Origin of the sequence: Pseudomonas sp. KBN12P06040 (assembly GCF_037574965.1) — a bacterium.
Lineage (GTDB): Bacteria > Pseudomonadota > Gammaproteobacteria > Pseudomonadales > Pseudomonadaceae > Pseudomonas > Pseudomonas aeruginosa.
This window is the reverse complement of the sequence record NZ_JBBELS010000001.1, coordinates 5,949,898-5,974,006: the sequence shown is the minus strand read 5'-3', so window position 1 is coordinate 5,974,006 and position 24,109 is coordinate 5,949,898. Positions and strand designations below refer to the sequence as shown.

The 24,109-nt window shown below is 66.5% G+C and carries 21 protein-coding genes; 8 read left to right on the top strand and 13 right to left on the bottom strand.

Annotation, left to right across the window (positions count from 1 at the left end; all coding sequences use genetic code 11):
* Positions 1 to 13 precede the first annotated feature (13 nt).
* Positions 14 to 769: a substrate-binding periplasmic protein gene (locus VQ067_RS28070; RefSeq protein WP_003096075.1), complete on the top strand. Its 756-nt coding sequence runs from the start codon at positions 14 to 16 to the stop codon at positions 767 to 769.
* 37 nt (positions 770 to 806) lie between these two features.
* Here the strand turns inward: VQ067_RS28070 and VQ067_RS28065 are convergent, their stop codons facing one another.
* From VQ067_RS28065 to gpmM, 6 genes are all read right to left on the bottom strand, one after another.
* Positions 807 to 2,288: a hypothetical protein gene (locus VQ067_RS28065; protein WP_020750962.1), complete on the bottom strand. Its 1,482-nt coding sequence runs from the start codon at positions 2,286 to 2,288 to the stop codon at positions 807 to 809.
* Between the two features lie 68 nt (positions 2,289 to 2,356).
* Positions 2,357 to 3,130 carry a divergent polysaccharide deacetylase family protein gene (locus VQ067_RS28060; protein ID WP_003096069.1) on the bottom strand — a complete coding sequence of 258 codons (774 nt, stop codon included), beginning with the start codon at positions 3,128 to 3,130 and terminating at the stop codon, positions 2,357 to 2,359.
* A complete protein-coding gene (gene cptA, locus VQ067_RS28055) occupies positions 3,130 to 4,440 on the bottom strand; it encodes a proteolytic complex protein CptA (protein WP_003096067.1) in 1,311 nt (436 codons plus the stop codon). The genes VQ067_RS28060 and cptA overlap by 1 nt, the downstream gene beginning before the upstream one ends.
* A 28-nt stretch (positions 4,441 to 4,468) precedes the next feature.
* The gene (locus VQ067_RS28050) at positions 4,469 to 5,755 is read right to left on the bottom strand and encodes a murein hydrolase activator EnvC family protein (RefSeq protein ID WP_023876105.1); all 1,287 of its coding nucleotides are present in this window, start codon (positions 5,753 to 5,755) and stop codon (positions 4,469 to 4,471) included.
* Positions 5,756 to 5,904: 149 nt separating this feature from the next.
* Positions 5,905 to 6,723, bottom strand: a complete 819-nt coding sequence (locus VQ067_RS28045) for a CPBP family intramembrane glutamic endopeptidase (protein ID WP_003096062.1) — start codon at positions 6,721 to 6,723, stop codon at positions 5,905 to 5,907.
* A gap of 313 nt (positions 6,724 to 7,036) precedes the next feature.
* Positions 7,037 to 8,584, bottom strand: coding sequence for a 2,3-bisphosphoglycerate-independent phosphoglycerate mutase (gene gpmM, locus VQ067_RS28040; RefSeq protein WP_003096060.1), 1,548 nt, complete (start codon positions 8,582 to 8,584; stop codon positions 7,037 to 7,039).
* Between the two features lie 324 nt (positions 8,585 to 8,908).
* Here gpmM and VQ067_RS28035 point away from each other — a divergent pair, with 324 nt between their 5' ends.
* The 3 genes from VQ067_RS28035 to secB are packed head-to-tail and all read left to right on the top strand — an operon-like array spanning position 8,909 to position 10,112.
* Positions 8,909 to 9,328, top strand: a complete 420-nt coding sequence (locus VQ067_RS28035) for a rhodanese-like domain-containing protein (protein WP_003096058.1) — start codon at positions 8,909 to 8,911, stop codon at positions 9,326 to 9,328.
* 1 nt (position 9,329) lies between these two features.
* Positions 9,330 to 9,584: a glutaredoxin 3 gene (gene grxC / locus VQ067_RS28030; RefSeq protein ID WP_003096057.1), complete on the top strand. Its 255-nt coding sequence runs from the start codon at positions 9,330 to 9,332 to the stop codon at positions 9,582 to 9,584.
* A 36-nt stretch (positions 9,585 to 9,620) separates the two neighbouring features.
* On the top strand, positions 9,621 to 10,112 hold the full coding sequence (secB, locus tag VQ067_RS28025; RefSeq protein ID WP_003096050.1) for a protein-export chaperone SecB: 492 nt from the start codon (positions 9,621 to 9,623) through the stop codon (positions 10,110 to 10,112).
* Positions 10,113 to 10,170: 58 nt separating this feature from the next.
* Here the strand turns inward: secB and trmL are convergent, their stop codons facing one another.
* Positions 10,171 to 10,632: a tRNA (uridine(34)/cytosine(34)/5-carboxymethylaminomethyluridine(34)-2'-O)-methyltransferase TrmL gene (gene trmL / locus VQ067_RS28020; protein ID WP_019485014.1), complete on the bottom strand. Its 462-nt coding sequence runs from the start codon at positions 10,630 to 10,632 to the stop codon at positions 10,171 to 10,173.
* Between trmL and VQ067_RS28015 the strand changes: the two genes are divergently transcribed.
* The gene (locus VQ067_RS28015; protein ID WP_003096038.1) at positions 10,631 to 11,098 is read left to right on the top strand and encodes a hypothetical protein; all 468 of its coding nucleotides are present in this window, start codon (positions 10,631 to 10,633) and stop codon (positions 11,096 to 11,098) included. The two genes, trmL and VQ067_RS28015, sit on opposite strands and share 2 nt — an antisense overlap.
* An 811-nt stretch (positions 11,099 to 11,909) precedes the next feature.
* Here VQ067_RS28015 and ntrC read toward each other — a convergent pair.
* The 4 genes from ntrC to VQ067_RS27995 form a co-directional block, all read right to left on the bottom strand.
* A complete protein-coding gene (gene ntrC, locus VQ067_RS28010) occupies positions 11,910 to 13,340 on the bottom strand; it encodes a two-component system response regulator NtrC (RefSeq protein ID WP_003104661.1) in 1,431 nt (476 codons plus the stop codon).
* Positions 13,341 to 13,342: 2 nt separating this feature from the next.
* A complete protein-coding gene (gene ntrB, locus VQ067_RS28005; protein WP_003096033.1) occupies positions 13,343 to 14,419 on the bottom strand; it encodes a two-component system sensor histidine kinase NtrB in 1,077 nt (358 codons plus the stop codon).
* A 270-nt stretch (positions 14,420 to 14,689) separates the two neighbouring features.
* Positions 14,690 to 15,262 carry a DUF4124 domain-containing protein gene (locus VQ067_RS28000; protein ID WP_003096027.1) on the bottom strand — a complete coding sequence of 191 codons (573 nt, stop codon included), beginning with the start codon at positions 15,260 to 15,262 and terminating at the stop codon, positions 14,690 to 14,692.
* Positions 15,259 to 15,780 (bottom strand): DUF4124 domain-containing protein, encoded by a 522-nt coding sequence (locus VQ067_RS27995; RefSeq protein WP_021204967.1) that lies wholly within the window; start codon positions 15,778 to 15,780, stop codon positions 15,259 to 15,261. The genes VQ067_RS28000 and VQ067_RS27995 overlap by 4 nt, the downstream gene beginning before the upstream one ends.
* Before the next feature lie 287 nt (positions 15,781 to 16,067).
* Here VQ067_RS27995 and VQ067_RS27990 point away from each other — a divergent pair, with 287 nt between their 5' ends.
* A complete protein-coding gene (locus VQ067_RS27990) occupies positions 16,068 to 18,275 on the top strand; it encodes a mechanosensitive ion channel family protein (protein WP_003096022.1) in 2,208 nt (735 codons plus the stop codon).
* On the opposite strand, the gene VQ067_RS27985 is transcribed toward VQ067_RS27990, so the two are convergent.
* Positions 18,272 to 18,676 carry a hypothetical protein gene (locus VQ067_RS27985; protein WP_023876104.1) on the bottom strand — a complete coding sequence of 135 codons (405 nt, stop codon included), beginning with the start codon at positions 18,674 to 18,676 and terminating at the stop codon, positions 18,272 to 18,274. The two genes, VQ067_RS27990 and VQ067_RS27985, sit on opposite strands and share 4 nt — an antisense overlap.
* 147 nt (positions 18,677 to 18,823) lie before the next feature.
* Positions 18,824 to 20,233 carry a glutamate--ammonia ligase gene (glnA, locus tag VQ067_RS27980; RefSeq protein ID WP_003096016.1) on the bottom strand — a complete coding sequence of 470 codons (1,410 nt, stop codon included), beginning with the start codon at positions 20,231 to 20,233 and terminating at the stop codon, positions 18,824 to 18,826.
* A 336-nt stretch (positions 20,234 to 20,569) separates the two neighbouring features.
* Here glnA and thiI point away from each other — a divergent pair, with 336 nt between their 5' ends.
* Together thiI and typA are read left to right on the top strand one after the other, a co-directional pair.
* Positions 20,570 to 22,024 carry a tRNA uracil 4-sulfurtransferase ThiI gene (gene thiI, locus VQ067_RS27975; protein WP_019485018.1) on the top strand — a complete coding sequence of 485 codons (1,455 nt, stop codon included), beginning with the start codon at positions 20,570 to 20,572 and terminating at the stop codon, positions 22,022 to 22,024.
* Between the two features lie 216 nt (positions 22,025 to 22,240).
* Positions 22,241 to 24,058 carry a translational GTPase TypA gene (typA, locus tag VQ067_RS27970; protein WP_003096009.1) on the top strand — a complete coding sequence of 606 codons (1,818 nt, stop codon included), beginning with the start codon at positions 22,241 to 22,243 and terminating at the stop codon, positions 24,056 to 24,058.
* Positions 24,059 to 24,109 lie beyond the last annotated feature (51 nt).

Genomic DNA, 24,109 nt, shown 5'->3' with positions numbered 1-24,109 from the left:
GAGCGGTGTGACCATGCTGAAAGTCCTGATCCAGACCCTGATCCTGGGGGTGTTGCTGGGGGCCTCCGCGGCCCGTGCCGAATTGCCCGCCGACTACAAGGTGGTGCTGCTGACCGAGAACTTCCCGCCCTTCAACATGGCGGTGGATGACAAGAACTTCGCCCGCGACGACGGCATCGACGGCATCAGTGCCGACATCGTCCGGGAGATGTTCAGGCGCGCCGGCATCGGCTATTCCCTGAGCCTGCGCTTCCCCTGGGACCGCCTGTACCGGTTGACCCTGGACAAGCCCGGCTACGGGCTGTTCTCCATGACCTACACCCCCGAGCGGGTGCCGCAGTTCAAGTGGGTCGGCCCGCTGGCCGACACCAGTTGGGTGTTGCTGGCGCCGGCCGGCAGCAAGATCGCCGTGAAGAATCTCAAGGACGCCGCCCGCTACAAGCTCGGCGCCTACAAGAACGACGCGGTCAGCCAGCACCTGGAAGCCCAGGGCATCCCGGTGATCAACGCCCTGCGCGACCAGGAAAACGTGAAGAAGCTTACCGGCGGGCAGATCGACCTGTGGGCCACCACCGATCCGGTCGGTCGCTACCTGGCCAAGCAGGAAGGCGTGTCCGGCCTGCAGACGGTGCTGCGTTTCAACGAGGCCAAGCTCTACCTGGCGTTGAACAAGGACACTCCGGACGAGGTGGTGGAGCGCCTGCAAAAGGCCCTGGAGCAGATGCGCCAGGAAGGCTTCGTCGACGAAGCCGTCGCCAACTACCTCTGACTGGCGGGCGCCCCTCCGCCGGTGCGGCGAGGGGGGCTCAGTCCAGGTCGTAGGCCTGGACGCCGAGGTCGCGGCTGTCGTACCAGTTGCCGCGGGCCCAGAACACCCGGTCGTGCGCCTCGTCGAAACCGAGCACGCCGAGGTAGCCGGCGATGTCCAGGCGGCGCCAGGATGATCCCCAGTCGTCCGAGTAGTACACCGCGTTGGCGGAGACGCTCGCCGGCTCCTCGTCGGGATACAGCCACAGCGGCACTTCGTAGTGGCTCATGGTGTTGGCCAGCAGCACATTCCTGCCCATGTAGAACTCGCGCAGCCCGGAACTGGACGGCAGGGGCCAGAACGGGCTGGGCAGCTTGCCGGTGATCTTCCATTCGAGCGCGTCGCGATCGAGCTCGGCGATCAGCGAGCGCGATTCGTCCGGGTGGTCGAGCACTGCGATCACCCGACCGTCCGTGTTCTGTTCCAGGCGCTCGACGGCCACGCCGTCGGTGCGCCGGATCGCGCCCATCTGCCAGCGTCCGCCCTCGCGGCGCAGTTCGGCCTGGGTGGTGACCAATACCGAGCTGGTCAGGTAGCGCCCTTCGGGCGGGCCATAGCGGAAGGTCTGGCTTACCCAGATCGCGGCGCGCTCCGCGTCCAGTTGGGCGACGTGTGCCTTGATCTGCCCGTGCTTGCCGTTGTAATCGCCCCAGCTGACGCCGTTCGGCGCCAACTCGCGGGCGTAGGCGAGGTCGACCAGCAGCGGCGCGGAGGTGGCGATCGACTCGACGCTGGCGCCGCGGTCGGGCGAATAGAACAGCCCGCTCGGCTGGCCGGGTTCCCGGCCGCCATCGGCACCGCCGTATTCGAAATCACCCCAGACCCAGACTTCGTCCTTGCCGTGGAAGCGCGGTGCGAGAGCCCAGCCCAGTCGATTCGCCTCGGCCATGAAGCCTTCCTCGAGCCGCCGCCAGCTCTTGCCCTGGTCGTCGCTGCGCAGCACCACTGTCTGCTCGCGCTGACCGTTGTCCTTGCCCGGGCGCCGCAGGCCGGTGAGCAGGAAGACGCTGGAACCGTCCGGCGTGACTTCCAGGCAGGCGGTCTCGCCGAGCCGCGCCACTTCGTGGAACACGCCGTCCGCGCCCAGGCGCGAGACATAGGTGGTTTCCGGATCGCCGCCGGATAGCAGCATGCCGTTGAGGAAGTTGAAGAGGTGGGGTTCGGACTCTTCTTCCCTGGGCTGGGCGGCCGCCACCAGGTCCAGGTCGATGACGCCCTCGGGCAGTGCCTGCTCGTCGCGGCCGACCTCGCGCCGGCCTACCAGCCAGGTGCCGGCGGGCGTCGCCCGCACGCCGGTGCAGAATTGCTCCATGGCGCGCTGGTCGATGTTCTCGACCTTGCCGACGGTGCTCTCGCCGGGGCTGGCGCCGCCTATCTCGAACTTGGCGCTGGTGAGGATCCAGATGAAACCGAGGGGAATCGCGCCAGCGACCAGCAGGGCGGCGGCGAGCAGGGGCATGGGAGGGGAGGGGCGGGCCATCGGTGCGTCCGTGCAGGAATGACGAGGGCGTCACCTTAACCGCTGCCGCGACGCCGGTAAACCCGGGTTCAGTGCGGCGCCTGGCGTGGGTTGACGTTGCGGTTGCCGCGCTCGCCGATGAGCATCTGCGGCGGTACCAGCTCGATGCCCTGGGCGCGCAGCTTCGGCAGCTCCCGCGCCAGCACGTCGAGGGTGGCCTTGTGCGGGTGGCCGATGAGCAACGCCGAACCCTGCTTGCGGGCCAGGGCGACGCCGGCCTGCAGTTGTGCGGAGACCGCTTCCGGTGTGGCTTCGTTGTCGAGGAACACATCGCGCGAGACGCTCGCCAGGCCGATCCGCTGCGCCTCGCTGGCGGCCACGGTGGCGGCGCTGGTGCGGCTGTCGACCAGGTACAGGCCGCGACGCTGGAGTTCCTCGGCGAGCCAGGCCATCGCCGGGCGCACCGCGGTCATGCGGCTGCCCTCGTGGTTGTTCAGGCCCTGCACGAACGGCACCTTGGCCAGCGCCGCGTCCAGCCGCCGCGCACGCTCTTCCTGGGTCAGCTCCGGCCGCCAGGCGTAGGGACCGCCGGCTGGGTCCATCGGCATGTGCAGGATCACCGTGCGCCCGCGCTGGTGCGCCTCGCGGGCCAGTTCGGCGGCATGCGGGGTTTCCGGGATGATCGCCAGGGTTACGCCGGGGGGCAGGTCGAGGACCCGGCGGTCGCGCGCCAGGTTTTGCCCGAGGTCATCGATGACCACGGTCAGCAGCGGCGGGCGCTGGTAGGGGACGGGGTCCTGGCGGGCCTGGGCCTGGTTGAACAGCAGGCACAGGCCCAGCAGGGCAACGCGGAACGCCGACATCAGTTGCCGCGGGTGACGCTCAGGCCTTTCAGCAGACTAAGGGCCTGGCTGAGCTGGTAGTCGGAATCCTGCGGGCGCTCGCTCGGCGCGGCACGCTTGCCGGTGGGGCGGTCGGCGCCGCCGTTGCCGTTGGCCAGGTGGCCCTGCAGGTCGGCTTCCTTGAAGCCCTCGAAGCTGCTCCGCTCCTGGGTCACCTTGGCGCGTCCGACCTCGATGTCCGGAACGATGCCCTGGGCCTGGATGGAGCGCCCGTTGGGGGTGTAGTAGAGCGCGGTGGTGAGCTTCAGGGCGCGGTCGTTGTTCAGCGGCAGCACGGTCTGCACCGAGCCCTTGCCGAAGCTGTCGGTGCCCATCAGGATCGCGCGCTTCTGGTCCTGCAGGGCACCGGCGACGATTTCCGCCGCCGAGGCGCTGCCACCGTTGATCAGCACCACCAGCGGAACCTTGTCGCTGGGATCGGCCGGGTCGGCGCTGAAGCGCAGCTCGGAGTTGGCGATGCGGCCCTTGGTGTAGACGATCAGGCCCTTGGTGAGGAAGGCGTCGGCTACCTCGACGGCGGACTGCAGCACGCCGCCGGGGTTGTTGCGCAGGTCCAGGACCAGGCCCTTGAGACGGCCCTTGTTGTCCTTGCGCAGCTGGTTCAGCGCCTTGACCACTTCCTCGCCGGTGTTGACCTGGAACTGGGTGATGCGCAGGTAGGCGTAGCCGGGTTCTAGGACCTGGCTCTTGACGCTCTTGACCTTGATGATGGCGCGCTTGAGTTCGACGTCGAACGGTCTGCCGCCATCGCGGACGATGGTCAGGGTGATCGGGGAGCCGGCCTTGCCGCGCATGCTGTCGACCGCTTCGGTCATCGACTGGCCCTTGGTCGGCTTGCCGTCGATCTGCACGATCAGGTCGCCGGGCTGGATGCCGGCGCGGGCCGCGGGGGTGTCGTCGATCGGCGAGACCACCTTGATGAAGCCGTCTTCGCTGCCGACCTCGATGCCCAGACCGCCGAACTCGCCGCTGGTGCTTTCCTGCAGCTCGGCGAAGTCCTCCGGGCCGAGGTAGGCGGAGTGCGGGTCGAGGTTGCTGAGCATGCCCTTGATGGCGTTCTCCAGCAGGGTCTTGTCGTCCACTGGCTCGACGTAGGCGGCCTTCACCCGGTCGAGAACCTCGGCGAAGGTACGCAGCTCGTCGAGGGGCAGCGGGGCACTGCTACCGTTGGCCAGTGGCGCGGCGTCGGCCGGGGCGTCGGCAGCCTGGGCCGCGCCCGCGCCGAGCAGCAGGGCCAGCGCCAGGGTGGTGGGACGGAAGCAATGCAGCATGTTCAGCTCCTAATCACGAGTTCGGCGCCTATCCCTGCGCGCGGCACCAGGTAGTAGGGTCCGCCGGGCGGCCCTGATGGCGAATGGCGAAGTACACGGCCGGGCTACTCTGGCCGCCGCTGGTTCCAACGGTGGCGATCGGGTCTCCGGCCTTCACGGTGTCGCCGGCGTCTTTCAGCAGGCTTTGATTATGGCCATAAAGGCTGAGGTAGCCGCCACCGTGGTCGAGGATGACCAACAGGCCGGCTCCGCGCAACCAGTCGGCGAATACCACGCGTCCGCCGTGCACCGCGCGGACGGTGCTGCCGGCGCTCGCCGAAATCAGTACGCCGTCCCATTTCGCCCGCGGATCGTCGCCGCGCTGGCTGCCGAAGCGCGCCACGACGCGGCCATTCACCGGCCACGGCAGCTTGCCGCGGGCCGAGCCGAACGCGCCGCCGTAGACCGCGCCAGTGCTTGAGACCAGCGGGCCCGGCGCAGGTTCGCGCGGCGGGCTGGTGACTCGTCCGGGGGAGGCCTGCTGCTGGCGCGCACGCTCGCGTTCGGCGGCCAGCGCGCGCTGGCGCTCGCGCTCCGCCGCGGCGGCGGCTTCGCGGGCCTGGCGGGCCAGGGTTTCCTCGATGGTCCGCAGCACCTTGGCCAGCTCGGCCTGGTCCTGTTGGCGGGACTTGAGCTTCTGGTCGCGTTCGCGGTAGTCGCTGTTCAGCTTGGCCAGGGCTTGCTGGCGCTCCTTGCGGGTCGCTGCCAGCGCCTCGCGGCGGCTGTCCAGCTCGCCTTGCTTGCTCAGTTGTTCGGCTTTCTGCGCAGAGATGTCCTGCTCGACGTTGGCCAACTGGCGGAGGGTTTCGTTGAAGCTGGCGAGCTGTTCGAGACGGGCTTTGTTGATGTAGTCGTAGTAGGTGAGGGTGCGGCTGAATTTTTCCGGGTGTTCCTGGTTCAGCAGCAGCTTCAGGTACTCCTCGCGTCCACTCTGGTAGGCCGCGCGGGCCTGGATGGCGAGGAGGCGCTGCTGCTCAATGCGCGCGTCCTGGAGTTTTTTTTTCTCCCCATCCAGCCGTTTCAGCTCGGCTTCGCTCTTGTCCAGCTCGTCCTGCAGGGCCTTGATCTGTTTTTCCAGGTCGCCCATCTCGGTCTCGGTGGACTTCAGCTGCTTCTGCACGCCGCTCTTTTCCTGCTGGATGCCGTCCAGCAGCTTCTTCAGCTCGCCGATGTCCTTCTGCGTCTGTTCCAGCTGGCGTTGGGTGTCGGCGCGCTCGTCGGCGAAGGCCGGAGCGAGACAGGCGAGGGATAGCAGGAGAGGAAGGAGGCGGAGCATGGGGTGGCGGGCACCTGGGAATTGGACCGGCCTAGTATGCCCGTGGCCGCCGTTAAAAAAAACGCCCCGCACCGCGCGCTGTGGGGCGCTTCCACGTATTTCAGCCGGATGGCAGCGGCGGATGTCGTCGACGACGAAGGCCACGGACATCAGGCGGGTCTGTAGAGCGGGTAGGTGAACAGCAGCAGATGCGTCAGGTTCAGCCCGAAGTGGAACAGCGTCGCCACCCACAGGCGGCCGCTCCACAGCCAGGCCAACCCGTAGATCAGCCCGGCGAGGCCGGCGAACAGCATCAGCAGCGGGCCGCCGGCGAAGTGCGCCAGGCCGAACAGCGCCGAGGCTAGCGCCAGGGCGGGCCAGGGGCCCAGCCATTGGCCCAGGCGTTGCTGCAGGTAGCCGCGGAACAGCGCTTCCTCGGCAAGGGAAACGAAGAACAGGTTGGCCAGGACGAACTGCCAGAGCCAGGCCGGCGCGTGGAGTTCCGGCCGCAGCAGGCCGACGCCGACAGCCAGCAGAAGCAGCGCCGGCACCGCCGCCACGAGCAGCAGCCAGTGCCAGGGGCGGCCGGGAGCGCGGGCTTCGTCGCGGAACAGGCTCGGCAGGCAGGCCAGTAGCAGGAACGGCACCAGTGCCTTGTCGAAGTTGAAGTACATGGTGAACGGCAGGCTCTGCGGGCCGACCACCGCCTTGTCCAGGACCTTGGGGTTGGCGAAGCCGGGTAGCAGGTGCAGGAACAGGCCCACCGCGCCGGCGACCAGCAGCAGCTCCAGGCCCAGGGCCCAGGCGCGGCGTGCCGCCAGGCGCCGGCGCAACAGGGCGAGGACGCCCAGTACAGCCAGGGCGGCGACCGCAGGCGGAGCGAGAACTCCGTCGTAGAAGGCGAGGCAGCAGGTCGCGAGCAGCAAGGCGAGAGCCAGCAGGCGCTGGAAGGACAGGGCGAGGAGCGAGGTGGCGAGGAGGAACCACATCGGCGGAAATCCTTGTAGGGCAGATGGAAAAGACAGCGCGGGCAAGGCTAGCACGGGCCTCGGCGACGTAGCGGGAGGCAGGGGGGAAGACGCGGAAAATGAAAACCGCGGCACACGTCTCGAGGTCGCGTGGCCAGGCCTGTCGGCCGATCGGCAGCGTTAAAGCGGGGAAGGTGACGTCGTGGAAACGGGGCGCGGCGCCCGGCCCGCTACGGCGGATAACGTCGCAGGCGTTCTCCGCCGATGGCCTGCAGAAGCGGCGGATAACCGCGACGCGGTTATCCGCCCTGCGCGGGAGTTCGTCGTTCGCGGATCAGCCGAGGATGACGATGCTGCGACCGGTCATTTCCGCCGGCTGCTCCAGCCCCATGAGGGTCAGCATGGTCGGCGCCACGTCGGCCAGCACGCCGCCTTCGCGGATGCTCAGCTTGCGCTTGCCGACGTAGACGAAGGGCACCGGTTCGCAGGTGTGCGCGGTGTGCGCCTGGCCGGTGGACTCGTCTTCCATCTGCTCGACATTGCCGTGGTCGGCGGTGATCAGGGCTTCGCCGCCGACCTTGTCCAGCGCCTCGACGATGCGCCCCATGCAGGTGTCCAGGCACTCCACGGCCTTGACCGCGGCCTCGAACACGCCGGTGTGGCCGACCATGTCGCCGTTGGCGTAGTTGACCACGATCACATCGTAGCGTTGTTGCTCGATGGCCTCGACGATACGGTCGGTGACTTCCGGCGCGCTCATCTCGGGCTGCAGGTCGTAGGTGGCGACCTTCGGCGAGGGGATCAGGATGCGCTCCTCGCCTTCGTAGGGTTCCTCGCGGCCGCCGGAGAAGAAGAAGGTCACGTGGGCGTACTTCTCGGTCTCGGCGATGCGCAGCTGGGTCTTGCCATGCTTGGCCAGGTATTCGCCGAGGACGTTGGTCAGCGGCTCCGGCGGGAAGGCACAGGGCGCCGGGATGCTCGCCGCGTACTGGGTCAGCATGACGAAACCTGCCAGTTGCGGGGCTCGTTCGCGGGGGAACTCATTGAATGCCGGCTCGACGAAGGCGCGGCTCAGCTCGCGGGCGCGGTCGGCGCGGAAGTTCATGAAGATCACCGCGTCGCCATCCTCGACCCGCACCGCTTCGGCGCCGGCCGGGACCACCGCGGTGGCCTTGACGAATTCGTCGCTCTCGCCGCGGGCGTAGGCGGCCTCGAGGGCTGCCACCGAGGAGTCGGCGGTGAACTCGGCCTTGCCGTCGACGATCAGTTCATAGGCGGCCTGGACGCGGTCCCAGCGGTTGTCGCGGTCCATCGCGAAATAGCGGCCGATGATCGAGGCGATGCGGCCCTTGCCGAGCCCGGCGAAGGTGGCGTCGAGACGCTCCAGCGACGGTTGCGCGCTTTTCGGCGGGGTATCGCGGCCATCCAGGAAGGCATGCAGGTAGATCTTGCCGGCGCCGCGCCTGGCGGCCATCTGCGCCATCGCCACCAGGTGGTCTTCATGGCTGTGTACGCCGCCCGGAGAGAGCAGGCCGAGGATGTGCACCGCCTTGTCGGCGGCGACGGCCTTGTCGACCGCCCCGGCGATCACCGGGTTTTCGAAGAATTCGCCGTCGCGGATGGCCTTGGTGACGCGGGTGAAGTCCTGGTACACCACGCGGCCTGCGCCGAGGTTCATGTGGCCGACCTCGGAGTTGCCCATCTGGCCGTCGGGCAGGCCGACGTCCATGCCGGAGCCGGAGATCAGGCCGTGCGGCTGGGTCGCCAGGAGGCGATCCCAGACCGGCTTCTTCGCGGCGTAGATGGCGTTGTAGTCAGGGCTTTCGCTGTGGCCGAAGCCGTCCAGGATGATCAGGACCAGGGGTTTGGGCGTGGCAGTCATATGTCCGGCTCTATTTCCGCGGGGTTCAGAAACTGACCAAATTTAGTGGGAACATTGTCGTTCAAGACGTAGGAAGAGGCTGATTGATTAAACCGATGACGCCGATCCGCAACCGAATGCCGCTATCCTCGCTCCCTCTGTCCTGCCCGAGCCGTGCCCGGGCCGGAACTGGCCAGCTTCACAGAAAAGGACCGGCATTCTAACCGTGAAGTTTCCCGCGACGCCATTTCCTGGAGCCGAGCGGGGCGCCGCCCGGCGGGTTCCCCCCTGGCCGGCGCGGTCTGTATACTGGCCGGCATTTTTACGCCCTGGATATCCGTCACCATGCAATTCGTTTCCCGTCTGATCGAGTTCGCCACCAACCACTACCTGCTGGTCGCGGCGCTGCTGGTCCTGCTGGTCCTGCTGTTGCTGCACGAGCTGCGCAAGGGCGGCAAGAGCCTGTCGACCCGCGAGCTGACCGCGCTGGTCAATGCCGACCAGGCGGTGGTCCTGGATATCCGTCCGGCCAAGGAGTTCGCCAGCGGGCACATCGTCGACGCGCTGAACATCCCGGCCGACAAGCTGAACAGCCGCATGACCGAGCTGGAAAAGTACAAGGGCAAGACCATCATCCTGGTCGACGCCATGGGCCAGCACTCCGGTACCTGGGGCGGCGTCCTGAAGAAGGCCGGCTTCAACGCCGCCAAGCTGTCCGGCGGGATCGGCAGTTGGCGCGGCGACAACCTGCCGCTGGTGAAGTGACATGCCGCCCGTCGTGATCTACACCACCGCCTGGTGTCCGTACTGCATCCGCGCCAAGCAGTTGCTGCAACGCAAGGGCGTGGACTTCCAGGAGATCGCCTGCGACGGCAAGCCCGAACTGCGCGCCGAGCTGGCACGCAAGGCGGGATCGACCACCGTGCCGCAGATCTGGATCGGCGAGACCCATGTCGGCGGCTGCGACGACCTTCATGCACTGGAGCGCGCCGGCAAGCTGGACGCGCTGCTGTCTGCCTGAAACCATTCATGAATTGACCCAAGGGAAGGCCCGAAAATGACCGAGCAAGCTACCAACGGCGCTGCCGACGAGCAGCAACCCCAGTTCTCCCTGCAGCGCATCTACCTGCGCGACCTGTCGTTCGAGTCGCCGAAGTCCCCGGAAATCTTCCGCCAGGAATGGAACCCGTCCATCAGCCTGGACCTGAACACTCGCCAGAAGCAGCTGGACGGCGACTTCTACGAAGTGGTCCTGACCGTATCGGTGACCGTGAAGAACGGCGAGGACACCACTGCCTTCATCGCCGAAGTGCAGCAGGCCGGCATCTTCCTGATCAAGAACCTCGATCCGTCGAGCATGAGCCATACCCTCGGCGCGTTCTGCCCGAACATCCTCTTCCCGTACGCTCGCGAAGCCCTGGACAACCTGGTGGTACGCGGTTCGTTCCCGGCGCTGATGCTGTCGCCGGTGAACTTCGACGCCCTCTACGCCCAGGAAATCGCCCGCATGCAGGCCTCCGGCGAGATCCCGACGCCGTCGGTCCAGTAAGCCCAGCGCTTGCGAAGAAGCCCGCCTTGCGCGGGCTTTTTCATGCCTGCCGGCCGGCTCAGTCCATGGCGAAGCCGAGCTGGCGCCAGGCTTCGTAGACGGTCACCGCCACCGTGTTGGACAGGTTCAGGCTACGGCAGCCTTCGCGCATCGGCAGGCGCAGGCGCCGATCGGTTGGCAGGGCGTTGCGCACGTCCTCCGGCAGTCCGCGGCTTTCCGGGCCGAAGAGGAAGGCATCGCCGCGCTGGTAGGCCACTTCGTGGAAGGCCCGCGACCCCTTGGTGGTGAAGGCGAACAGGCGTGGCTGGCCGAGGGCCTCGAGGCAGCTCTGCAGATCCGGGTAGCGGCGTACGCTGGCGTATTCGTGGTAGTCGAGGCCGGCACGGCGCAAGCGCTTGTCGTCCAGTTCGAAACCGAGCGGCTCGATCAGGTGCAGACTGCATCCGGTGTTGGCGCAGAGCCTGATAATGTTGCCGGTATTCGGAGGAATCTCCGGTTGAAACAGGATGACGTGGAACATGCAGGGCTCCGGAGCAGATAACGGGCGGCATTCTACCTCCGCCATCGACGATCTGCGGCGCCAGCGCTGGAAAGTCTGGGGTGCGCTGGTGCTTGCCGGGTTGTTGTTCGGGCTGATGCTCGGCAGGTTGTTCGGTCCCGCTTCGCTGCCGACGTCTGCGCCGCAACTGCTGGCGGTCGGGGAGAGCGAGCAGGGCCTGGTCCTGCGCTTCGATCGCCAGGCTGCGGTTACGGCGGCACGGGTGGAGGGTGCCCTGACGTTGCGCATCGTCGCCCGGGGCGCGGCGCAGCAGGGAGACGGGCGATGGCTGGGCCAGCCGTTGCGCTGGCGCGTCCGCGAGGAGGGAAAGGCGCTGCTGTTGAGCCTGGTCTCGACCCGCCCCTTGCAGGGGCGCTGGCAGTGGTCGGAGGACGGCGAGGGCTGGCGCCTGGTCGTCGAACTGCAGGAGCGCGACGGCCGGGAATAAAAGGGGGAATTCTCAGCCTGCCTGTACCGAGGTCCCCAAACGGGAGGGCGGAGGCGCGGATCGCTGCGCTGCCGCCGGGCATAAAAGAGGGGAGTTCTCAGCCTGCCTGTACCGAGGTCCCCGAAACGGGTGTGGCGGTTGCGCGCGGATGCTGCGTCTGCCGCCGGGTGTAAAAGAGGGGATTCCCCAGCCTGCCTGTACCGAGGCCCCCGAAATCTTCGTTATCTGCTCCAATGCAGGGGCTGTGCCAATTCTCATGAGACGCTGGCGGCGCGCTCGCTTTCCTGAAGGGTTGTGGATAAGTCTGTGGGCGAGCTGGTGATGAATGCCTCTGGAGGCCCGTGGATCAAGGGCTTGGCGGCATCCCAGGGGTTTGTGGGAAGTCGATTGCGGAAAAATGACGGAGCGGGCTTTTCCGCCAGCGATTGATGCCGATTTGTCGCCTGCTGGTGCACGCTGCCCAAAATCCGGGCAAGGGCCGCTGCCCCGCCGAACCGGCGGATAACCGCGATGCGGTTATTCGCCCTACGCCACGGTTTGATCGACGGTGCCGGGCGGGCGCTCTGCCGAGGCTGGGGCTGTGCTGCGGACGGTAGGGCGAATAACGCCATAGGCGTTATCCGCCGCGGCTCTGCACAACCGGCGGATAACCGCGATGCGGTTATTCGCTCTACGCCACGGTTTGACCGACGGTATCGGGCGGGCGCCCTGCCGAGGCCGGGGCGGCGTCTCGCTTGGCAGGGGCGCGCGACGGACCATGAAAAACGGGGCCCGAAGGCCCCGTTGGGTCGCTCATGGGAGCAGTGGCGCTTCAGTCGTCGCCTTCGTCGTCGGCTCCATCGACGTTCATCCCCAGCTCCTTGATCTTGCGGGTGAGGGTATTGCGGCCCCAGCCGAGCAGCACGGCGGCATCGCGGCGGCGGCCGGCGGTGTGCTTGAGGGCGGTTTCTATCATGATCCGTTCGAAGGCCGGCACGGCGCTGTCCAGCAGGTTCGACTGGCCGCGGCCCAGCGCCTGGTCGGCCCACTGGCGCAGAGCCTGTTCCCAGTTCGCCGCCGGCGCGCTGTCCTGCGGCTGGGTCAGCAGCTCCGGCGGCAGGTCGTCGATGTGCACCTCGCGGCCGGAGGCCATCACGGTGATCCAGCGGCAGGTGTTCTCCAGTTGTCGGACGTTGCCCGGCCAGCCGAGGTTCTTCAGGTACTCCTCGGTTTCCGCCTTCAGCAGCTTGGGTTCCACCGCCAGCTCCTGGGCGGCGCGGCTGAGGAAGTGCCGGGCCAGCGCCGGGATGTCCTCGCGGCGGTCGGCCAGCCGCGGGATGTGGATGCGGATCACGTTCAGGCGATGGAACAGGTCCTCGCGGAACTTGCCGTCGCGCACCAGGCTTTCCAGGTTCTGGTGGGTGGCGGCGATGATCCTCACGTCGACCTTCACCGGCGTGTGCCCGCCGACCCGGTAGAACTCGCCGTCGGCCAGGACGCGCAGCAGGCGGGTCTGGGTGTCGGCCGGCATGTCGCCGATCTCGTCGAGGAACAGGGTGCCGCCATCGGCCTGCTCGAAGCGTCCGCGGCGCTGGGCGGCGGCCCCGGTGAAGGCGCCCTTCTCATGGCCGAACAGCTCGGACTCCATCAGGTCCTTGGGGATCGCCGCCATGTTCAGCGCGATGAATGGCGAGGCTGCGCGCGGGCTGTGGCGATGCAGGGCATGGGCGACCAGCTCCTTGCCGGTACCCGATTCGCCGTTGATCAGCACGGTGATGTTGGAATGGCTGAGGCGGCCGATGGCGCGGAATACCTCCTGCATCGCCGGCGCCTCGCCGATGATCTCCGGCGTGCGCGCCTGGTTCGCCGGCAGCTCCAGGCCCTGCTGCTCCTGGGCGTGCTGGTTGGCGCGCTTGACCAGGGAGACCGCCTCGTCGACGTCGAACGGCTTGGGCAGGTATTCGAAGGCGCCGCCCTGGTAGGAGGCCACCGCGCTGTCGAGGTCGGAATGCGCGGTCATGATGATCACCGGCAGGCGCGGATGCAGTTCGCGGATCTGCGCCAGCAGGTCGAGGCCGCTGGCGCCGGGCATGCGGATATCGGAGATGATCACGTCCGGCTGCTGCCGGCCGAGGCGGCCGATCACGCTGTCGGCGCTGTCGAAGCTCACCGTGGTCATGCCTTCCTGTTGCAGGGCCTTTTCCAGTACCCAGCGGATGGAGCGGTCGTCGTCGACGATCCAGACGGTCTCTGATCGGCTCATGGTCAATGCACTCCTTGTTCCAGGGGCAGGAACAGACTGAACACGGTATGGCCGGGGTGGCTCTCGCATTCAATCAGCCCCTGGTGCTGGCTGATGATGTTCTGGGCGATGGCCAGGCCGAGTCCGGTACCGTCCGGACGGCCGCTGACCATGGGGTAGAAGATGGTTTCCTGGAGCTCGGCCGGAATGCCCGGGCCGTTGTCGATGATCTCCACCTTGCACACCAGGCGGTGACGCGTGTGGCCGATGGTGAACTGGCGCAGGGTACGGCTGCGCAGGGTGATGCGACCGAGGCGCAGGTCGTTCTGCCCGGCGATCGCCTGCATGGCGTTGCGTACCATGTTGAGCACGGCCTGGATCATTTGCTCGCGGTCGAGCAGCAGGTCGGGGATGCTCGGGTCGTAGTCGCGGACCAGGGTGATGCTGCCCTGGCTCTCCGCTTCCACCAGGCTGCTGACCCGCTCCAGCACTTCATGGATGTTGGTCGGCGCCAGGTTCGGCAGTTTGTTCGAGCCGAGCATGCGGTCCACCAGGTTCCGCAACCGGTCGGCTTCTTCGATGATGACGTTGGTGTAGTCCTTCAGCGACTCTTCCGGCAGCTCGCGGGATAGTAGTTGCGCTGCGCCGCGGATGCCGCCGAGCGGGTTCTTGATCTCGTGGGCGAGCCCGCGCACCAGCAGCTTGGTGGTCTCCTGTTTGGACAGCTGTGCTTCTTCGCGGGTGATCCGCATCAGCCGGTCGCGCGGATGGACCTCGAGCAGCAGCAGCGTCTCGTTGCGGTTGAGGATGGGCGTCACCGCATAGTCGACCGTGATGCTGACGCCGGTGATAGAGGTCAGGGTCGCTTCGCGCTTGGTGAACGGATGCGCCTGTTCCACCGCCTGGCGCAGCGAGTTCAAGGCTTCCGGCGATTCGGTGAACAGCTCGCTGATGAATTGCCCGTGGCTGCGCTGGCCGCTCACGGCCAGGAGCATCTCCGCTGCCGGGTTCATGTACTCCAGGCGCAGTTCGCCGTTGAGCAGGATCACCGCGGTGGTCAGATTGTCGAGCAACAGTCGGTGCAGGGTATCGGTCGGCATGGCGGGCAGCTGTTCCAAGGTTGGGCAGGAAAATGCAAAAAGCAAACCAGGCGCCGAAAAGGCGCGTTTTTTCTGCCGAGGCGCTGGCTAGAGGTGCGCCGGGAAGGTTTTCGGCGACGAGCGGTGACCCGAAATGGGGACAGTATAGAAAGTGGTGCGGGTAATCGCACCAATCTGGTGCGTTGACGTGGCCGGCGGCGTTTTCGCCAGGAGAGTCGGGAAAAAAACCGGAAAATCCCGCCCACGGCGGAGTGGGCAGGGGAAGTTCGGCTAGCGCTCGCTCGGCTGTACCGCGCTGACCAGCGGCGTATCGACCTCCGGCAGGGGTTGCCCGGCGATGCTCACTCGATGCAGGTGGAAGGGCTGGCTCGGGGTGCTTTCGACGGTCATGCCGTCGCCATCGATGATTTCCACTGCGACCTGGTGGGTGCCGCGATCGAGGTTCTTCAACGGGAACACCGGGCTGCGTCCCGGCGCTCCGGCAGGCTTGCCGTCGAGCAGCAGGCGATAGCGATGGCCGGGCAGCAGCGCCGGCTCGCTGGTGACGGTGACGATGACGTCGCCGCTGTTGGCGCGCAGGGTTGCGTCCGGTTCGGGGAAGAGGATGCGCAGTAGCTGGTAGGCCGGCGGCTTCACCTCCAGCGGCGCGGCGGGCGGACGATAGCGTATGCCCGGCGGCGCCACGCTGTTGCCCGGCGCCAGTTCGACGCGTTGGGCCTTGCGCCCGCTGGGGGGCTGGTCGGTGTAGACGCGGTTGCCCTCGGCGTCGATGTAGGTGTAGACCCCCGCTTGCGCGGCGCAGGCCAGGCACAGCAGGAGGGCGCCGAGAATGCGCGGGATCATCGCTTCTTCCCGAGGTGCACGCGCTGCACGGTGAAGGTCACCGGCGGGCTGGATTGCAGCACCCGTTCGCCGTTGAGTACCTGTACCGCGAGGCTGTGGTCGCCGCGGTCGATCTCGTGCAGGGTGAAGCGGGTGCCGCCGCTGGGCGTGCCGTAGGGTTTGCCGTCCAGCACCAGTTGCAACTGGTGGCCGCTGTGCAGGGCCGGGCGGATGCTGACGCTGACGTTGAAGGTGCCGTTGTTGGCGCGCAGCGCCTCTTCCGTGGGGAGGTCGCTGAGGGCAAGGATCTCGTAGGTGGCAGCCTCGCTATCGGCGGCCGGGGCATTGCCCGCGGAGGACTTTTCCGGCGTGTCGATTCCTACGGTATTGGTCGGCTGCAGTTCGACGGTCTGCGCCTGCACCCCGTCTGGCGGCTGGTTGGTGAATACCTTGTTGCCGTTGGCGTCGGTGTATTGGTAGATCTGCGCCATGGCCGGCAGGGCGGCGGCCAGGAGCAGGCAGCTGGTGATCAGGCGCATGGACGGTCTCCGGGTGAACCTGCCAAGCGTTGCACCGCATCGGCGCGCTGGCAAGCCGTGCATTGTGCGGCATGCGGGTATTCGAAGGTGTGCGCTGGGGCACGTTGGCGGTCGCTGTGCCCCGCCGCGCGGCTGCGTTCGTCTCAGCCGGCACTGGCGGGGCGAACCCTCGTTGCGCCAGAGTGTCTGTGCTTGCGCCGCCGGCCGGCGGCCCCGTTCGAAACGGCGGGTGTCCGGCTTGTATGATGCGGCTGTTTCGGTTTCTCACCTTGGGGACTGCCTTTCTCGTGCCGATCTTCGCCCGCTTCACCCTTCGCTCCCGCGTCCTGGCGGCCCTGCTGCTGTGCCTCTGCGCGGCCCTGTTCTACTCGCCGCCGGGCGCCGCGGCGCTGCCGAACCCGTTGGCGGGGAGTTCCTCCGGTGGCGAGAAGGTCAGCGATGCGCAGTTGGAACAATCGCTGAACCAGGTCATCCAGACCCTGGAGAACGACAGGCAGCGCGCCGACCTGCTGAAAAAGCTGAAACAGCTGCGCGACGTGACCAAGAAAGGCAAGGAAAGCGAGGGTGGGGTGCTGGGGCTGATCGGCGATACCCTGACCAGCCTGGAAAAGCAGTTCCAGGGCGCGAACAGCCCGGTCGCGTTATGGGGCAACCAGTTCCAGCTGGCGCGTGCCGAACTCGAGGAGCGTTTTCCCAGTTGGCGCGACCTGCCGGCGATGGTCTTCGATTTTTCGGTGGTGATCCTCCTCTGGGCCTGCCTGGCCAGCGCGCTGCTCTGGCTCAGCCGGCGCATGCGCGAGCGCTTCGGCCTGTCGGCGGAGTTGCCGCAGCATCCGAAGACCCGCGACCTGCTGCTGTTTTCCCTGCGCAAGCTGGGGCCCTGGCTGGTGGCCTTCCTCATCACCCTGTACCTGTCGGTGGTGCTGCCGGACTCCCTGAGCAAGACCCTGGCGATGGTCATGGCCTATGTGCTGGTCTGCGGCACGCTGTTCTCCGCGCTGTGCGTGATTTCCCTCTCGCTGCTCAGTGGCCCGCACCGCCAGCGCGCCCTGGATATCCTGCGGCGCCAGGCGTTCCGCCCGTTGTGGCTGATCGGCAGCCTCGCCGCGCTGGGCGAGGTCGCCCACGATCCGCGGCTGATCGCCGGCCTCGGCGAGCACACCTCGATCTGCCTGAGTACCCTGGCCAACGCCAGCGCCGCGCTGTTCACCGCGCTATTCGTGATGCGTTTCCGCCGGCCGATCGCCCACCTGATCCGCAACCAGCCGCTGGAGCGCCGCCTCAAGCGCCGTAGCCTGCACGACCTGGTGCAACTGGTCGGCTCGCTGTGGTTCGTGCCGGTGCTGGTGCTGGTGGGGATTTCCCTGTTCGCCACCTTCGTTTCCGCCGGCGACAGCAGTTCGGCGTTGCGCCGGGCGCTGGTCTGCGCGGTGCTGGCGGTGGTGGCGATGACCGTGATCGGGCTGATCCGCCGCCGTTCCAGTCGGGTCGGCGCCGGCCCGCGCCGCAGCGCGCCGTACATCGAGCAGTTGCAAAGCTTCGGCTACACCCTGCTGCACATCTTCGTGGTGCTGTTCTTCATCGAGGTCGCCTTGCGCGTCTGGGGCATGTCGCTGATTCGCTATGCGGAAGGCGAGGGCGAGCAGATCAGCATGAAGGTGGTCAGCTTCGGCACCACCCTGCTGGTCGCCTGGCTGATCTGGATCCTCACCGATACCGCGATCCAGCACAGCCTCGGCCTGGGCGGCAAGAGCCGGCCGAACACCCGCGCGCTGACCATGCTGCCGCTGATCCGCAACGTGCTGTTCGCCACCATCGCGGTGATCGCCCTGATCGTCGCCCTGGCCAACATGGGCATGAACGTCACCCCGCTGCTGGCCGGTGCCGGCGTGATCGGCCTGGCCATCGGCTTCGGTGCGCAGTCGCTGGTGGCGGACCTGATCACCGGCCTGTTCATCATCATCGAGGACTCGCTGTCGATCGACGACTACGTCGACGTCGGCGGCCACCTTGGCACGGTCGAGGGCCTGACTATCCGTACCGTGCGCCTGCGCGACCTGGACGGCGTGGTGCATACCATCCCGTTCAGCGAGATCAAGAGCATCAAGAACTACTCGCGCCAGTTCGGCTACGCGATGTTCCGCTGGCCGGTGCCGGCGAGCATGCCGATCGACGACGCGGTGGCGCTGGTGCGCGAGGTCGCGATGGAGCTGCGCAGCGACCCGGCGGTCTACCGCAACCTGTGGTCGCCGATGGAATTGCAGGGCGTGGAGAGTTTCGACAACGGCCAGGCGATCCTGCGCTTCCGCTTCAAGACCGCGCCGATCAAGCAGTGGGAGGTCCAGCGGGCGTTCAACCTGCGCCTGCGTCGGCGCCTCGACCAGGCCGGCCTCGAACTGTCCATGCCGCGTCTCAACGTACAGTTGAGCCGGGCGCCCAAGGCGAAATCCGCGGAACCGGACGAGCAGGGCACGCCGGCGGACGGCGGCATCTAGCGCGACAGGATGACCCGGCAGATGCGGCGCATGTCGCGGTCGTCGATGCCGTCGCACTGCCACGGCGCACGCGATACCACGGCTCGGCACTGGCGGCGCAGGTCGCGGCTGTCGATGTCGTCGCAGCGCTTGCGGTCGCCGCGGACGATGGCGCGGCACTGGCGGCGCGTGTCGCCGTCGCGGATGTCGTCGCAGTCGTAGCGCTGTCCCGGCGCCAGCAGCGCGCCGCAGTAACGCCGCAGGTCGCGGCTGTCGATGTCGCCGCAATCCCCGCTGTCGCCGCGCTCCAGGGCGTTGCACATGCGCCGCAGGTCGCGGTCGTGGATATCGCGGCATTCGGTGGCGGCCTGGGCGGGCAGGCTGAGGACGACGGCGAGCAGGAGCCAGAGAGAGTGACGCATGGACGGTCCTTATCCTTGGGGCGGGGAGCGCGGCAAGTCTAACCGAACGGCGCGGCGAACTTTGCGTTTCTCCATGGGCCGGCCCATAAAAAAGGCCTCCCGAAGGAGGCCTCAAGAGGGTGACTCGTTGTTATAGGAAACGTTGGATCAGACGCTGTAGTACAGGTCGTATTCCAGCGGGTGCACGAAGGTGCGCACCTTGATCTCTTCTTCGCTCTTCAGCTCGATGTAGGCATCGATGAACTCGTCGGTGAACACGCCGCCCTTGGTCAGGAACGCGCGGCCCTTGTCGAGTTCTTCCAGCGCCTCTTTCAGGCTGCCGCAAACCTGCGGGATTTCCTTCGCCTCTTCCGGCGGCAGGTCGTACAGGTTCTTGTCGGCGGCATCGCCGGGGTGGATCTTGTTCTGGATGCCGTCCAGGCCGGCCATCAGCAGCGCGGCGAAGGCCAGGTAGGGGTTGGCTGCCGGGTCCGGGAAGCGCGCTTCGATACGGCGGGCCTTCGGGCTGGATACGTAGGGGATACGGATCGAGGCGGAGCGGTTGCGCGCCGAGTAGGCCAGCATCACCGGAGCTTCGAAGCCCGGGACCAGGCGCTTGTAGGAGTTGGTCGAGGGGTTGGTGAAGCCGTTCAGGGCCTTGCCGTGCTTGATGATGCCGCCGATGAAGTACAGGGCGGTCTCGGACAGGCCGGCATAGCCTTCGCCGGCGAAGGTGTTCTTGCCGTCCTTGGAGATCGACATGTGCACGTGCATGCCCGAGCCGTTGTCGCCGTACAGCGGCTTCGGCATGAAGGTCACGGTCTTGCCGTAGGCGTCGGCGACGTTGTGCACGCAGTACTTCAGGGTCTGCACTTCGTCGGCCTTGGCGACCAGGGTGTTGAACTTCACGCCGATCTCGTTCTGGCCGGCGGTTGCCACTTCGTGGTGGTGGACTTCGACCACCAGGCCCATTTCTTCCAGGGCGTTGCACATGGCGGTGCGGATTTCATGGTCGTGGTCGACCGGCGGTACCGGGAAGTAGCCGCCCTTCACGCCCGGGCGATGGCCCTTGTTGCCGGACTCGATGTCGGCGTCGGTGTTCCAGGAAGCCTGCTCGGAGAAGATCTTGAACATCGAGCCGGAGATGTCGGACTTGAACTTCACTTCGTCGAAGATGAAGAACTCCGGCTCCGGGCCGACGAACACGGTGTCGCCGATGCCGGTGGACTTCAGGTACTCCTCGGCGCGCTTGGCGATGTTGCGCGGGTCGCGCTCGTAGCCTTGCATGGTGCTCGGCTCGATGATGTCGCAGACCAGGATCAGGGTCGGCTCTTCGGTGAACGGATCGAGGACGGCGGTGCTGTCGTCCGGCATCAGGATCATGTCGGAGGCTTCGATGCCTTTCCAGCCGGCGATGGAGGAGCCGTCGAACATCTTGCCGGCTTCGAAGAACTCATCGTCCAGCGCGTCGCGAGCCGGCATGGTGACGTGTTGCTGCTTGCCCTTGGTATCGGTGAAGCGCAGGTCTACCCACTTCACGTCATGGTCTTTGATCAGTTGGTGCGACTTGTACGACATGCTGTCCTCCAGGAGGGATTAGAGCTGGGAGCTTTTTCTGTGCCCCAGTATCGGGTGATGCCGGCCGGAATACTCCGCCAGGGCAACCTGCCTCACAAGTGAGCAAGTTGCGTGCCAGTGCCCGGAATCGGGCAGGGCCCCATGTTTGGCGGGGCCAGGTCTTCTTCAGGGTAGCTGGGTGGCCTTCGGGCGCACCGTTATGGTGCTCCATGTTGGTGCATCATTCCATTTTGGTGCAGCAAAAATAACTGTGCATATTTCTGCTCAATACGTGAGCAATTTCAGATATAATTCCGCCCCTTTTTTTCCGTCGCCCCGCGCGTTCGCGTCCCTCGCATGAAACTCATCGTCAAGACCTTCCAGGAAATCACCATCAAGAGCCGGCCGGTGCGCAAGCGCTTCATCCGGCAGTTGGCGAAGAACATCCGCGCGGTGCTGCGCGACCTGGACCCGGAGCTGAAGGTCGAGGGCGAGTGGGACAACCTGGAGGTAGAGACCGCCGTGCTCGACGCCAAGGTCAGGCGCGAGATGATCGAGCGCCTGACCTGCACCCCGGGCATCGGTCATTTCCTCGAGGTCCACGAGTATCCGCTGGGCGATTTCGACGACATCCTCGCCAAGTGCAAGGCGCACTTCGGCGACCAGTTGGCCGGCAAGACCTTCGCCGTGCGCTGCAAGCGCGCCGGCAAGCACGCGTTCACCTCGATGGAGGTGGAACGTTACGTCGGCAGCGGCCTGCGCCGCGAATGCGGGGCTGCCGGGATCGACCTGAAGCAGCCGGAAGTCGAGGTGCGGATGGAAATCCGCCTCGACCGCCTGTTCGTCATCCATCGCCAGCATCCGGGCCTGGGCGGCTATCCGCTGGGCGCGCTGGAGCAGGTGCTGGTGCTGATGTCCGGCGGCTTCGACTCGACCGTGGCGGCCTACCAGATGATGCGTCGCGGGATGATCAGCCACTTCGTGTTCTTCAACCTCGGCGGGCGCGCCCACGAATTGGGGGTGATGGAAGTCGCCCACTACCTGTGGGAGAAGTACGGCCGCTCGCAGCGCGTGCTGTTCGTCAGCGTGCCGTTCGAGGAAGTGGTCGGCGAGATCCTTACCAAGGTCGACGACAGCTATATGGGCGTGACCCTCAAGCGCATGATGCTGCGCGCCGCCAGCCGCGTGGCCGAGCGCCTGGAGCTGGACGCGCTGGTGACCGGCGAGGCGATCTCCCAGGTGTCCAGCCAGACCCTGCCGAACCTCTCGGTGATCGACCGGGTTACCGACACCCTGGTGCTGCGCCCGCTGATCGTCAGCCACAAGCAGGACATCATCGACACCGCCCGGCAGATCGGCACCGCCGAGTTCGCCCGGCACATGCCGGAATACTGCGGGGTGATCTCGGTGAACCCGACCACCCAGGCCAAGCCCTACCGCGTCGAGCACGAAGAGTCGAAATTCGACATGGCGGTGCTCGAGCGCGCCCTGGAGCGCGCCACCCAGCGCACCGTCGACCGGGTGATCGACGAACTCGGCCAGGACCTGCAGGTGGAAGAGGTCGGCGAGGTGCTGCCCGGTCAGATTGTCATCGATATCCGCCATCCTGATGCCCAGGAAGACGAACCCCTGGCCCTGGAAGGCGTCGAAGTCCAGGCGCTGCCGTTCTACGCGATCAACAGCCGCTTCAAGGAACTGGACGCCAACCGCCAGTACCTCCTGTATTGCGACAAAGGGGTGATGAGCCGCCTGCATGCCCATCACCTGCTCAACGAGGGGCACACCAATGTGCGTGTTTATCGTCCGGCTTAAGCAGCCGGGCTTGTTCGGCGGCAGCATCCGCCACCGTCCTCCCGACACGTCCGCCGCCTAGGCCGATGCCCGCCCTTCGGCGTGCCGGCCGGACCGGGGCAGCGTCCGCCTGCTGCCCGCCCCTTAATTGAAGAAGCCTGTCGTGTCGGGCGCCGCCCTGTCCGACCCCACCACCGCCGCGAAGCCGCGCTTCGGGCGTTAAACGAGACAAGACTTGTGATCGAAAATCTGCGCAACATCGCCATCATCGCCCACGTCGACCATGGCAAGACCACCCTGGTGGACAAGCTGCTGAAGCTGTCCGGCACCCTCGACCGCAAAGAAGCGGAAAGCGAGCGGGTGATGGACTCCAACGACCAGGAAAAAGAGCGTGGCATCACCATCCTGGCGAAGAACACCGCGATCAAGTGGAACGGCTACAACATCAACATCGTCGACACCCCCGGTCACGCCGACTTCGGCGGCGAGGTGGAGCGCGTGATGTCGATGGTCGACTCCGTGCTGCTGGTGGTCGACGCCCAGGACGGCCCCATGCCGCAGACCCGCTTCGTGACCCAGAAGGCCTTCAAGGCCGGCCTGCGTCCGATCGTGGTGGTGAACAAGATCGACCGCCCGGGCGCGCGTCCGGATTGGGTCATCGACCAGATCTTCGACCTGTTCGACAACCTCGGCGCCACCGACGAGCAACTCGACTTCCCGATCGTCTACGCCAGCGCCCTGAACGGTATCGCCGGCCTCGACCACGAGAAGATGGACGACAACATGGACGCGCTGTTCCAGGCGATCATCGACCACGTCCCGGCCCCGGTGGTGGACACCGAGGGTCCGTTCCAGATGCAGATCTCGCAGCTGGACTACAACAGCTTCCTCGGCGTGATCGGTATCGGCCGCATCACCCGCGGCAAGGTCAAGTCCAACACCCCGGTGGTGGCCATCAGCGACGACGGCAGCAAGCGCAACGGCCGCATCCTGAAGATCATGGGCCACCACGGCCTGCAGCGCGTCGAGGTGGCCGAGGCGGAAGCCGGCGACATCGTCTGCGTCAGCGGCATGGAGGAGCTGTTCATCTCCGATACCCTGTGCGACCCGCAGAACGTCGAGGCGCTGCCGCCGCTGACCGTCGACCAGCCGACCGTGAGCATGACCTTCCAGGTCAACGATTCGCCGTTCGCCGGCCGCGAAGGCAAGTTCGTCACCAGCCGCAACATCAAGGAGCGCCTGGAGAAGGAACTGCTGCATAACGTGGCGCTGCGCGTCGAGCCGGGCGACAGCCCGGAGAAGTTCAAGGTTTCCGGCCGTGGCGAACTGCACCTGTCGGTACTGATCGAGACCATGCGCCGCGAAGGCTTCGAGCTGGCCGTGGGCCGCCCGGAAGTGGTGATCATCGAGAAGGACGGCGAGAAGCAGGAGCCCTACGAGAACGTCACCATCGACATCGAGGAGCAGCACCAGGGCTCGGTGATGGAGCAGATGGGCCTGCGCAAGGGCGACCTGAGCAACATGATTCCCGACGGCAAGGGCCGAGTGCGCCTGGAGTACACCATTCCGGCGCGCGGCCTGATCGGCTTCCGCAACAACTTCCTGACCCTGACCTCGGGCACCGGCATCCTGACCTCGACCTTCAGCCACTACGGTCCGATCAAGGCCGGCGAAGTCAGCAACCGCCAGAACGGCGTACTGGTCTCCATGGCCACCGGCACCGCGCTGACCTACTCGCTGGAGACCCTGCAGAGCCGCGGCAAGCTGTTCCTCGGCCCGGGCGACGAAATCTACGAAGGCCAGTTGGCCGGCATCAACAGCCGTGACAACGACCTGGTGATCAACCCGACCAAGGGCAAGAAGCTCGACAACATGCGCGCTTCCGGCAAGGACGAAGTCATCGCCCTGGTTCCGCCGATCCGCTTCACCCTCGAGCAGGCGCTGGAGTTCATCGCCGACGACGAGCTGGTGGAAGTGACGCCGAAGTCGATCCGCCTGCGCAAGAAGATGCTCAACGAGAACGACCGCAAGCGCTACGAGCGCAGCAAGGTCTAAACCGTTGCCGTACCGGCGCGCCGCAACGGCGTGCCTCGCGGCCGGCAGGCA